Raw genomic sequence first — 12,615 nt, 5'->3', positions numbered from 1 at the left:
CCTGCTGGGCTTCTACAAGCAAGGCGTTTTTTAGCAGACAGTCGTGATAATGCAACGCAGCATCGTCTGGATTTATTGCAAGATCCCTTCAGTGTATTTCGTTGTCGTACTATTATGAATTGCACGAATGTATGCCCGAAGGGACTCAATCCAACGCAAGCGATTGCAAAAATTCGCACACAAATGTTGACGCAGGAAACATGATAGAGCAGTTCTTGTGACCTAGATAAATTTTCTGGGTGAACCCTTTGGAGAAAATATAATGAGCAGTTCAGATCTGCAAAAAGAATGGGCTTCTTCCTACTTGTCTGGCGGAAGCATGGCTTATGTTGATAGTCTTTATGAGGATTATCTCACTGACCCTAACTCCGTTTCAGAGGATTGGAAAGCAGTATTCAGTGCTTTACCCAAGGTGAATGGTGCTTCCCAAGAAGTACCTCATAGGGACATTCGTAATTATTTTTTGCAGCATGCTGACAAGAAACTAAATAAGGTAATTCAATTAGCGGATAGTCAACAATATCAAGTGGCTAGTTTGATCAATGATTTCAGGACGTTGGGCCATCTCGCAGCAAAGTTAGACCCGTTAGAAATGATCGAGCGTCATCCTGTTCCTCGCCTTGAGTTAGACTATCATAATCTTGCTGATGTTGATCCTAATCGCACTTTTTTTGCTGGTACCAATTTTAATGGACCAGAGATGACTTTAAGAGAGATATATAACGCTCTTTGTGAAACATATTGTCGCAGTATAGGCATAGAATACATGCATATATCTGATACTGAAATTACAGAATGGCTGCAGCATAGAATGGAATCAGTTCGAGGTTGCCCTGAGTTTAGCACACAGGAAAAACGGAATATACTTAAAGACTTGATCGCAGCAGATGGATTAGAGCGTTATCTTGGAACTCGATATGTTGGACAAAAGCGGTTTTCTTTGGAAGGAGGGGATTCTTTAATTCCCATGATGAAAGAAATTATCCGTAGAGCCGGCAGAGATAATGTCAAAGAACTTGTGATAGGAATGGCTCACAGAGGACGTTTAAATGTATTAGTGAATGTTCTTGGGAAAGAGCCTGAGCTTTTGTTCCAGGAATTTGAAGGAAAAGTTAAATACGAACGTACAGGAGATGTGAAATATCATCTCGGATTTTCTTCTGATGTTAAAACGGAGTCAGGGAGCGTTGTTCATTTAGCTTTAGCGTTTAATCCATCTCATCTAGAAATTATCGGCCCAGTAGTTGAAGGCTCTGTGCGCTCACGTTTAGGCCGTCGTAATGATTTAGCAAATAAAGATAAAGTAGTACCAGTGGTTATTCATGGCGATGCGGCATTCGCAGGCCAAGGTGTGGTAATGGAAACCTTAAACTTTTCTCAGGCACGCGGGTATAGTACAGGTGGGACCATACACATAGTCATTAACAATCAAATAGGATTTACAACCAGTAATCCTTTGGATGCTCGCTCTACTCTTTATTGTACTGATGTAGCTAAAATGGTTCAGGCTCCTGTTATTCATGTTAATGGAGACGATCCTGAGGCTGTTGTTTTTGCTACCCAAATAGCATTTGATTTTAGAATGAAGTTTAAGCGAGATGTAGTCATCGATTTGGTTTGTTACAGACGTCATGGTCATAATGAAGCTGATGAGCCTTCAGTGACACAGCCCAAAATGTATAAAAAAATCAAGTCTATGCCAACGTTGCGCGAAAAATATGGAGAACAATTAGTCAATTCGGATGTGTTAACTAAAGCAGAAGTAGATAAATTAGTTGATACTTACAGAGAAGCATTGGACAAAGGAAAAGCGGTTGTTGATTTGGTTCATGATGATTATGAAGGAAAGCACGCCCTAGATTGGACTCCCTATATCAATGCTAAGTGGACTGATAAGGTCGATACAACTATTAGCAAAGAGCAATTGGAGAAAATTGCAACTCAGTTAGCCAAATTATCAAAGAACATTAAGCTGCATCCGGTTGTGGAACGCTTGTTAGCTGAGCGTGATAAAATGACCGCTGGTGAAATTCCTATGAATTGGGGTTATGCAGAAACAATAGCTTATGCCAGTTTGTTGCAGGAAGGTTATGGCGTAAGGATCTCGGGACAAGATTGTGGTCGAGGGACTTTTGCTCACAGGCATGCTGTGTTGCATGATATTGAAACTGGAGATACCTTTATTCCATTGGAGCATATATCAACCAATCCAAAACGCTACTTCACCATAATTGATTCGATTCTTTCAGAAGAAGCTGTATTGGCTTTCGAATATGGATTTGCATCATCCGAGCCATCATTTTTGGTTGTTTGGGAAGCACAATTTGGTGATTTTGCCAACGGGGCTCAGGTTGTTATTGATCAGTTTATAAGCTCTGGTGAACAAAAATGGGGGCGATTATGTGGATTGGTTATGCTGTTGCCTCACGGATATGAAGGCCAAGGGCCTGAGCATTCTTCAGCTCGATTAGAACGTTATATGCAGCTTTGTGCACAGCACAATATCCAAGTATGTACTCCCACTACCCCAGCTCAAATATTTCATCTATTAAGAAGACAAGTTATTCGTAACTTCAGAAAGCCCTTAATTGTTATGACGCCGAAAAGTCTTCTTCGCCATAAACTTGCTGTGTCCCCATTGGAGAGTTTATTTAAGGGCAAATTCCATACAGTTATTCCTGAAATAGATTCCTTGGATATACAAAAAGTAACAAAAGTGGTGTTATGTTGTGGTAAGGTTTATTATGATTTGCTGCAGATGCGTCGCGATAAAAAATTAAATCATATAGCAATTATACGTATAGAGCAGTTGTATCCATTTCCCAAAAAAGCATTAATCACTGAATTGGAGAAATATCTGCAAGCTAATGAAGTGGTTTGGTGTCAGGAAGAGCCGCAAAATCAAGGAGTTTGGTTTGCTTCTCAGCATAATATACGTGATTGTTTGCGTTCTGAGCAAGAGCTGCATTATGCAGGCAGGGAGTTTGCCGCGGCACCAGCAGTAGGAAGCCCGGCTCTACATGCGGAACAACAAACTGCTTTAGTTGAGCAAGCATTATTTGGTAAAAAATAATTTTAAACAATATTAAAAGAAGGTATAACCATGTCTATTGAAGTCAAAGTACCTGTTCTGCCCGAGTCAGTAGCTGATGCTACTGTGGCCGCATGGCACAAGAAGGCGGGTGATAAAGTTGCTCGCGATGAAAATTTAGTCGACTTAGAAACAGATAAAGTTGTCCTTGAAGTTCCATCTCCAGTAGATGGAGTGCTGTCAGAAATTCTGTTTAAAGTTGGAGATACGGTTGGCTCCGGAGAGTTGCTTGCAAAAATTACTCAAGGTGCTGCTGAAGAAACTCACAAGACTGAGAAAGAAGAGAAAACAGCTCCAAAAGAGGAAACAAGTTCTAAAGAAGACAAATCAACAAGCCCAGTGGTAAGACGCATGATGGCTGAAGATGATTTGAAGCCCGGACAAATTCAGGGTACTGGTAAAGACGGCAGGATAACTAAAGAAGATGTTTTAGCTTATATAGAATCCAATAGAGAAAAATCAGCGAAAGAATCTGAAAGCCAACAAAAGGAGCCTGTTGTAAGAGAGCTTCCTGCAGGCGCGCGCGAAGAAAAACGTGTCCCTATGACAAGATTAAGAGCCAAGATCGCAGAGCGCTTACTACAAGCACAACACAATGCGGCCATGTTAACTACTTTTAATGAAGTTAATTTGAAAGCAGTAATGGATCTGCGTGCTCAATACAAGGATAATTTTGAGAAAAAGCATGGTGTAAAACTTGGATTTATGTCTTTTTTCACCAAAGCAGTAGTGGAATCTTTGAAGCGTTTCCCTGCTGTTAATGCTTCTATTGATGGACAGGATATTGTTTATCACGGTTTTTATGATATAGGAATTGCTGTTTCCACCGACAGAGGTTTGGTCGTTCCTGTGATTAGGGATGCCGATCAATTAAGTATGGCAGAAATTGAATTAGCTATTAATGAGGCTGCTTCAAAAGCGAGAACAGGTAAGCTGTCTATAGAGGAGATGCAAGGGGGGACATTTACCATAACTAATGGCGGTGTATTTGGTTCATTATTGGCCACTCCTATTATTAATCCACCTCAAACGGGCATCTTAGGAATGCATAAAATTGAAGAGAGGCCTATCGTGGAGAAGGGGCAAATTGTAATACGTCCGATGATGTATGTAGCATTGTCTTATGATCATCGCTTGATTGATGGAAGGGATTCTGTACAATTTTTAGTGAGTGTTAAAGAGTTATTGGAAGATCCATCTCGGCTTTTACTGAACGTTTAATTAATCACATTTACTGCAAGACCCGCCTTGACGGGTCTTGCTTTTTTAAAAGGTAATCAGAATGAATTTACATGAATATCAAGCTAAGCAATTATTTGCGAGCTATAAATTGCCAGTACCTAATGGTGAGGTTGCTTATAGTGTTGAAGATGCATTACTTGTTGCTTCTCAATTGTCTACTCCTCGTTGGGTTGTCAAAGCCCAAGTCCATGCAGGAGGTAGGGGTAAGGCAGGCGGAGTGAAACTGGTTTCCAGCAAGGATGAGTTGGCTGCTGCTGCTAAATCCTTACTAGGTTCTCGCCTGGTTACTTATCAAACAGATGCTCGAGGTCAGCCAGTAAATGCTATTTTGGTTGAGGAAACCTGTGACATAGACAGAGAATTATATCTTGGTGCCGTTGTTGATAGAGCTACAAGACGGGTTGTTATTATGGCGTCTACAGAAGGCGGTGTAGAAATTGAGAAAGTGGCTCATGAGACACCTGAAAAAATTTTCAAGGTGGTTGTTGATCCATTGGTTGGTGTCATGCCTTTTCAATGTCGTGATACAGGTTTTAAATTAGGATTGAAAGACGAGCAAATCAAACAATTTACTCATTTGATGATGGGTCTGGGCAAGATGTTTGTTGAATGCGATTTAAGTTTGCTAGAAATCAACCCGCTTGTTGTAACTAAATCTGGGCAACTTCTTTGCTTGGATGGAAAAATCAATATTGATGGTAATGCGTTGTTCCGACAACCAAATCTAAAAAATATGCGAGATATATCTCAAGAAGATGAGCGAGAAAATCGTGCTAGTGATTGGGAGCTTAATTATATACCTCTCGATGGGACAATAGGCTGTATGGTAAATGGTGCGGGTTTGGCTATGGCAACTATGGATGTGATAAAACTTCATGGTGGAGAGCCAGCTAATTTCTTGGATGTGGGAGCGGCGCCACAAAAGAAAGAGTAAGTGAAGCTCTGAAAATTATTGTGTCAGATGAAAAAGTCAAAGGGATCTTGGTCAATATTTTTGGTGGAATAGTTCGTTGTGATCTTATTGCCGAAGGCATTTTAGCGGCTGTAAAAGAAGTAGATGTAAAAATTCCAGTGGTCGTCCGACTTGAAGGCAACAATGCTCAGTTAGGTGCTGAGATATTGAATAAGAGCGATTTGAATGTTATTGCTGCAGATGGTTTGACCGATGCTGCAAAGAAAATTGTAGCAGCAGTTTCGCAATAAAAAACAAATTAATTTGGCATGGGCTAGAGTAGTTCTATAGCTATTATAAAAGATGAAAGCATGCCGTTATATTACGAGGTTAACAATGAGCGTATTAGTTAATAAACATACAAAAGTACTATGCCAGGGTTTTACTGGAAAGCAAGGTACATATCATACTGAGCAAGCATTAGCATATGGCACGAAAATGGTAGGAGGAGTGACGCCAGGTAAAGGTGGGCAAATACATTTGGGGTTACCTGTATTTAATACAATGAGGGAAGCTGTCGAAGAAACTAAGGCTGACGCCAGTGTTATCTATGTTCCAGCTCCATTTTGTCAGGATTCAATTCTTGAGGCTGCAGAAGCAGGCATTAAATTGATTGTATGTATTACAGAAGGTGTGCCTGTATTAGATATGTTAAAAGTTAAAGTCTACATAGAAAAAAATACTGAAGCCCGACTAATAGGCCCTAATTGTCCAGGGATCATTACTCCCGGGGAGTGCAAGATAGGTATTATGCCAGGCTATATTCATTTACCTGGTAAAGTTGGAATCGTTTCTCGTTCTGGAACTTTAACTTACGAAGCGGTAAAACAAACTACTGATAAAGGATTTGGTCAAAGTACTTGCATAGGAATAGGTGGAGATCCAATTCCAGGAACCAGCTTTATTGATGCCTTGTCCTTATTTGAAAAAGATCCTCAAACAGAGGCTATTGTTATGGTTGGAGAAATTGGTGGCTCTGCAGAAGAAGAGGCAGCAGAATACATTAAATCTCATGTGAAAAAACCAGTAGTTTCTTATATTGCTGGAGTTACCGCCCCAGCTGGAAAACGCATGGGACATGCAGGAGCAATTATCTCTGGAGGCAAGGGTACAGCAGCTGAAAAATACGCTGCATTAGAAGCTGCAGGAGTGAAAACTGTTCGATCTCCTGCTGATTTGGGGGATGCAATAGCTGAAGTAACCGGTTGGTAGAAAGGATAATTCAGTTATTTTGTCAATATAATCCATATTAGCATAACGTGGTATGCAGTTATTTACTGCAAAAATTTTTCTTGGATTAGGAGTTCACCTAATCCAGGTTAAGCTCCTTTTTTATTCTACCAGACGATTCATTTTAACTGTAAAATTTATCGCAAATTATAAATTTTAAAGCGTATAATTGCTTACAGTCTTTCTAGCAAAGGTCAATTATGAGTAAATATAGAAGTCTTGCAGATATCCGGCGAGATTATGGGGAGCTACGCCTAAGTGAAGACATGGCTGAAGAGGACCCCATTTCTCAATTCAAACTTTGGTTTGACGATGTTTTACAAAATGAAAAAAACGATCCTACCGCTATGGTACTGTCTACAGTTGATGAAAGAGGTTTTCCGGACTCCAGAGTTGTTTTATTAAAAGGACTGGATGAAGGGAATTTTATTTTTTATACCAATTATCAAAGTGTTAAGGCTATGCAAATACAAAAGCATCCTTATGCAGCTCTTAATTTTTATTGGCCACAAATGGCAAGACAAGTGCGTGTTCGTGGACGTGTGAAGAAAGTTAGCAGTGAACAATCGGACACCTATTTTTCTTCTAGACCTCTGAAAAGCCAATTTAGTGCAATAGTTTCTCCACAAAGTCGGCAAATTGCAGATAGAGCTTCTCTAGAGGAGGCCTTAAATCTGTTAATTCAACAACATGGGCAAGAGCCTGTAGTTAGACCAGACAACTGGGGAGGATACATGATAATCCCTGATGAAATTGAGTTTTGGCAAGGACGAGATAATCGTTTGCACGACAGAATTCATTATTACAGGCAAGGTAATCAATGGTTGCACCGAAGGTTAGCACCTTGACCGGCAGGTTTTGTCCCTATCGTTAGAAGTATTTTGCAGCTTTTAATATCAATGGCAACTTGCCCATCTCTCTTATAAGCCCATAGGCTGGGTCATTTTGGCCCAACCTCGGAGAGCCTAATATTGGGAACATAAATGACTCAACCTAAAGGTTATCTATTATTATTCTTTACCCAATTTGCTTAATTAAAAAAGTTGGCCCGATAGTTGCATCTGTCTTAATAAAATCAATAAGTTAACTGATTTTTTAATGTTGTTGGATAGTATGTAAAGATTTTTGTCAAGATAGTGTAAATATTTTATTTTCGAAAACAGGCGGTAAATTAAAGTCGTAAAATTGTTTTAAATGTGGAAGATACATGCTCTAAAAAAGTAAATTCTACATAAAGCCTTAATGATTATAGACCCAGGAGTAAGTGAGTTGAGAATTGAGAAAATTTTGGATACATAAAAGAGGGTATCATCATGAACGAAGCATCTTTATTATCAGATATCAGATTACGATTTAACATTGAACACCCAACTTATGAAGAGTGCTATGTTTTTGGGTATGAGTGTGCGTTAGCAGAAGTACCAGAGGAAGATAATCCTTTCCGTCCAGGTTCACAAGAAGCTGAGCAATGGCTTGAAGGTTGGTGGGCTGGAATTTACGGTGAAAAGCCTTTGTTTGATTTGAATGATATTGAAGAAGAAGTTCTTTTGGATAAAACTAAAGCTGCAAATGATCAACAATATCAGAGTAAAAACAGTTTATTATCTTTGGTTTTTGAAATTGGTGGTGCGATAGCTGCTTCAGCAATAGTAGGTTACCAATTACTTGAGCTGGTAGCGTAATTGTCGCATTCAATTGAAGAGCATGATTCAATGCTTCTTCAATTGGATAGGGATTTAGTTAGTCTTTAAATAACTTTAAAACCATTGATCTCATTCTCTCAATTTCCGAGGGATTAAATTCTTTATAATATTCACTCCCGATATCAAGACAAAGCGTAACTTTTTCTCCCACACCTTTCAGCAGGTCAACTCCAGATAATTTCAGCAATTTGATGTGTTCACTGATTTCTGCTGCCCAAGCATCGAGGTATTTCATTTCAGTGAATACTGGTAGAAAAAGGTTATGATTATCTTGCAAAAATAATACTTTAGGATTTGTGTGATCTGAATTATGCTCAATTGGAATAATGAAATTTGCTTTAATAAATTCAAGATAAGCTTTATTAGCTTCTTTCATATTTCCAGATGATTCAAAGGCTTCCTTAATAGCAAGGTTTAATTTATTCATTGGGATCTATCCTCAATTCCTAATAAAACTAGAATTAAAAAGTACATTATTCTCTACTAAATAGAAAAAGGATGCAAAACTAATAGAAATGACTAGACGCAACAAATTCTAGTTTCTATTATAGGCAGTACTTTTTAAAAGATTAGTATTATACCTTAACTTAGCGTACATCTCCTAAAAGCTTCGATTTAATCATCTTATCTTAAGAGAAGTTTATAGAAATTTCATAGGGATATGTCAATTTAAAGCGCATGGAATTTTGGGTGCTGACTACAATGGACGAAGGGTTGGCGAAGATAAAAATAAACTATATGTTGAAATAAGTTACAACAGCAGTATAATGTAAACTTTTACTGTTGATTTATTGATCATATTTTAAATAAATACGGCATGTGGTGGTTATACCAATATGAGAATGACTAAAGTTGAAATTTATAAACGTAAAAATTATCTGGCTTTTGCTTGGTTAGTTTGGGGTTTGGCTGCAGCTTTTTATTTTTCTGACTATCTGGCCAGAGTTGCTCCAGGGGTAATGCATCGATATTTACAGATAGATTTTGGCATTAATGAAGCTGGATTTGGAATATTAACCGCCTCGTTCTATATCCCATACATTTTAATGCAAATTCCTGTAGGATTAACTGTTGATCGTTTAAGTATACGATGGTTATTAACTATTATGTCATTGGTAACTGCCTTTGGGTGTTGTGTTTTTGGTCTCGCAGATGGGTTGCTGACGGCATCAATTGGCCGAATGTTGATTGGTTTTAGTGCCGCTTTCGCATTTGTTTGCTCTCTTCGTTTGGCTACTTCTTGGTTTCCACCAACTATGCTTGGGTTATTATCAGGCTTAACCCAAGCGTTAGGAATGCTCGGTGCCGCAGCAGGAGAAGCTCCTGTTTCATTTCTGGTGAGCAATGTAGGATGGCGCCATAGCATGCTGATTATTGCTTTTCTGTTTATTGCACTAGCAGGCCTTTTGTATCAATTTGTTCAAGATAAACCAGGCGAACATCGCACTGAGATTCGATCTGTTGATCGCATCAGCATATTGGACAGTTTAAAGATCATTTTATCAAATAAGCAAACTTGGCTTAACGCAATGTATGCAGGGTTTTTATTTGGACCTACAGCTGTCATTGGTGAAGCAATGGGACCTGCTTATTTACAGTTTGGTCGTGGTCTAGGGGCACATGCTGCTGCTTTTGCAACTGGATTGATTTTTATAGGTTGGGGGATCAGTGGTCCATTATCGGGCTGGATTTCTGACAGAATGGGGCGTCGTAAACCTTTAATGATTTTATCTGCAGTATGCGGAGTAATACTAAGTACGTTGTTTGTTTTTATTCCTGATATGAGTCAAACAACAGCTTATGTTTTATTTTTTGCTTTCGGTATTACTAACACAGGTGTAGCTATCGCCTATGCTGTCTCGACAGAACTGCATGATAGGAATGTAGTGGGTACTTCTATCGCATTTACTAACATGACATCAATTTTTGTTGGGGCGCTATTTCAACCTTTAGTAGGTCGTATAATAGATGTTGTATCCGGCCCCAGAGCTTATAACGTAGAAACCTTGTTACTCTCCGACTTTCAAGCAGGGTTTAAATTGCTGCCCTTATGTTCGTTAGTTGCCTTGGTATTAGCATTTACTATTAAAGAAACATATTGCAAGCCGATAAGGCAGCATTCGGAGGGAGAAAAGCAGCAACCTGTATTAGCTAAATAAGCAGTTATGAGGTTTCTCACAGAATCTTGCTGCAAAGAACAAACCCTTTTTAGGATATATGCTCTATATCCGCCTTTTTTCTTTTCTATATTCACTGCTTATAGAAAATTACAAAAAGGTCTATTAGCAAAAAGGCATCAAATTTTTGAAACTTAATGAAAAATATTTCATTAAGTTTTTCAATCTTATTATACTAGATAGTCGCACTTTTATGTTATTTACTGCTATACTTTTCGCAGCACTTTGATGCGCTTGAGTAATGCTATTCGCAAATTAATAACATGGAGATAATAATGAAAAAACTTACAGGATTAGTAATTATCCTGGCTGTTTTAATCCTAGGTGGATATTATGGCATGGGGTTTCTAACTGAAAGAACAGTTAAAAGAACTGTTGAGGTAATTAATCAATCCAATGGTCTTTTTGCTGATATCCAGCAATACAAAAGAGGTTGGTTTACTTCCAATGCAATAATTAAATGGCGGTTACATGTACCCGAGCGAATAGTTAAGGATAATGAAGGAAATTCACAAACTATACCTGCTCAAGATTATCAAATGGATATGCCGATTAAAATTTATCATGGTCCATTTATCTTCGCAGACAATCGGCCACGTTTTGGAATGGGCTATGCTCAAACAGTACTACCATTCCCAGAGAAATATAATCAACAGTTTAATGAACTTTTTTCTACGGCTTCTCAAAAACCCCAATTAAACCTAAGTATTTTTGTAAGCTATCTAAATAAAAGCTACGTTGAGATGTCTCTCCCTTCATTTAAGCTAATTTCCAAAGATGGAAATAACAAATTTGATTGGATGGGCATGGAAAGTACTACTTCTATGTCCTCAAATTTGGATAAGGTAGAAGGAGAACTTGATTTTGATGGAGTTTCATTCACTAATACTAAAGAGGGCGCCCAACTTACCGTGGGTAAAGTAACTAGTGAGTACGATCTACATAAAACGTCTGGGGGGTTGTATTTAGGCGAAGCAAGTTTTTCATTACCCGCTCTTTCTGTTGTCGTTAAAGATCAAAAGATGTTCGAACTTAATGATTTCACCCTGAGTTCAAGTAGTGATATTGAAGATAATCTCTTTAATGCCCATTTTAATGCGGATATGAAATCTCTATTTGCTAATGGACAGAATTATGGACCAGGTGAACTTGAGATGTCTTTAAGAAATCTTGATGCGGAAGTCTTAGCTAGAATCAATGAGCAAGCGAATGCAATGCAAAAGGGTACCGAACAGGAGCGTCAACAAGCATTAATGGCTATGTTGCCTGAATTACCTAAGCTATTTAGCAAGGGGGCTGAATTTGAAATCTCTAAGCTAAGTATTAAACTTCCTCAGGGAACAGTTGAAGGGAATTTGTTAATTTCATTACCAAAAGGTGATAGTTCTAATCCTTTTGATTTGATTCAAAAAACTCAAGGTAATGCTAAATTAAAGATGCCAATTACTGTAGTGAAACAATTGATGCAGCAATCAATTATGAATCAAATGTCAAAGCAGCCAGAGATGCAACAAGCATTAATCCAACAATTGCAAAGTAACCAAGATCAGTCAAATAAAACAGAACCTACTACAGAGCAGTTGGCTTCAATGCAGGTAGATAAACAAATCCAGGAGTTGGAACAATCTGGAATAATCACTGTAGATGGTCAAGACTATGTTATTGAAGTCAGTTTGGATCAAGGCAAATTCACAGTTAATGGAAAACCATTTGATCCTTCTACGATGAAATTTCAATAGATATTTTAATTAAGGATAGGTTGTTAAAACAGCTTATCCTTATTCAATTCAAAGTGAATTTAAACACAGCAATAGTTCAAGGCATAAACAGAATATATTGAATTTTAATGCAGTTTTTTCTGTTCTACCCTTGTCTCATATTGCTCAATTCGGTAATATACCGTTTTTAAAAGGAGGAGCTAATAATAATGACAACAATCAGTAATGATGCAGGAGATACTACTGCTTCACTGGCCGAAAGCGTAACTCAATCCGTACAAAAATATTTTTCAGAGCTTAAGGGAACTGATCCTGTTGACTTATACCAGTTTGTACTTGAAGAAATTGAGACCCCTCTATTTCGTGCAGTAATGGAACATTGCAAGTATAATCAGTCCCGCGCTGCAATCATGCTGGGAATTAGTCGTGGAACTTTAAGAACTAAATTACGACGCTATTTTGATGATAAATATGTTGGTACAAGAGATTAATGTAGGAAAAA

The 12,615-nt window shown here is 38.3% G+C and carries 9 protein-coding genes and 2 pseudogenes; 10 read left to right on the top strand and 1 reads right to left on the bottom strand.

Annotated features, from left to right (window positions below; genetic code table 11):
- From sdhB to OK13_RS12330, 7 genes and pseudogenes are all read left to right on the top strand, one after another.
- Positions 1–204 (top strand): annotated as a pseudogene (sdhB, locus tag OK13_RS12360) (succinate dehydrogenase iron-sulfur subunit); the annotation flags it as partial.
- A 58-nt stretch (positions 205–262) separates the two neighbouring features.
- Complete coding sequence (locus OK13_RS12355) at positions 263–3,073, top strand: 2-oxoglutarate dehydrogenase E1 component (protein ID WP_035891234.1); 2,811 nt, start codon at positions 263–265, stop codon at positions 3,071–3,073.
- Between the two features lie 30 nt (positions 3,074–3,103).
- The gene (gene odhB, locus OK13_RS12350) at positions 3,104–4,312 is read left to right on the top strand and encodes a 2-oxoglutarate dehydrogenase complex dihydrolipoyllysine-residue succinyltransferase (RefSeq protein ID WP_035891233.1); all 1,209 of its coding nucleotides are present in this window, start codon (positions 3,104–3,106) and stop codon (positions 4,310–4,312) included.
- 61 nt (positions 4,313–4,373) lie between these two features.
- Positions 4,374–5,536: pseudogene (gene sucC / locus OK13_RS12345) on the top strand (ADP-forming succinate--CoA ligase subunit beta).
- Positions 5,537–5,621: 85 nt separating this feature from the next.
- The gene (gene sucD, locus OK13_RS12340; RefSeq protein ID WP_035891231.1) at positions 5,622–6,497 is read left to right on the top strand and encodes a succinate--CoA ligase subunit alpha; all 876 of its coding nucleotides are present in this window, start codon (positions 5,622–5,624) and stop codon (positions 6,495–6,497) included.
- Between the two features lie 218 nt (positions 6,498–6,715).
- Positions 6,716–7,363, top strand: a complete 648-nt coding sequence (gene pdxH, locus OK13_RS12335) for a pyridoxamine 5'-phosphate oxidase (protein ID WP_035891221.1) — start codon at positions 6,716–6,718, stop codon at positions 7,361–7,363.
- A 465-nt stretch (positions 7,364–7,828) separates the two neighbouring features.
- A complete protein-coding gene (locus OK13_RS12330; protein ID WP_035891218.1) occupies positions 7,829–8,197 on the top strand; it encodes a hypothetical protein in 369 nt (122 codons plus the stop codon).
- Positions 8,198–8,255: 58 nt separating this feature from the next.
- Here OK13_RS12330 and OK13_RS12325 read toward each other — a convergent pair whose 3' ends face one another.
- Positions 8,256–8,645, bottom strand: a complete 390-nt coding sequence (locus OK13_RS12325) for an SseB family protein (protein ID WP_035891217.1) — start codon at positions 8,643–8,645, stop codon at positions 8,256–8,258.
- Between the two features lie 409 nt (positions 8,646–9,054).
- Here OK13_RS12325 and OK13_RS12320 point away from each other — a divergent pair, with 409 nt between their 5' ends.
- The 3 genes from OK13_RS12320 (at position 9,055) to OK13_RS12310 (ending at position 12,604) form a co-directional block, all read left to right on the top strand.
- On the top strand, positions 9,055–10,377 hold the full coding sequence (locus OK13_RS12320) for an MFS transporter (RefSeq protein ID WP_052117680.1): 1,323 nt from the start codon (positions 9,055–9,057) through the stop codon (positions 10,375–10,377).
- Positions 10,378–10,670: 293 nt separating this feature from the next.
- Positions 10,671–12,134: a YdgA family protein gene (locus OK13_RS12315; protein ID WP_035891214.1), complete on the top strand. Its 1,464-nt coding sequence runs from the start codon at positions 10,671–10,673 to the stop codon at positions 12,132–12,134.
- 188 nt (positions 12,135–12,322) lie between these two features.
- Positions 12,323–12,604, top strand: a complete 282-nt coding sequence (locus OK13_RS12310) for a helix-turn-helix domain-containing protein (protein ID WP_010946289.1) — start codon at positions 12,323–12,325, stop codon at positions 12,602–12,604.
- The last annotated feature ends 11 nt before the right edge of the window (positions 12,605–12,615 follow it).

It is taken from the genome of Legionella norrlandica, from assembly GCF_000770585.1.
Lineage (GTDB): Bacteria > Pseudomonadota > Gammaproteobacteria > Legionellales > Legionellaceae > Legionella > Legionella norrlandica.
The sequence above is the reverse complement of the archived record's forward strand: the minus strand, read 5'-3'. Positions and strand labels throughout refer to the sequence as shown.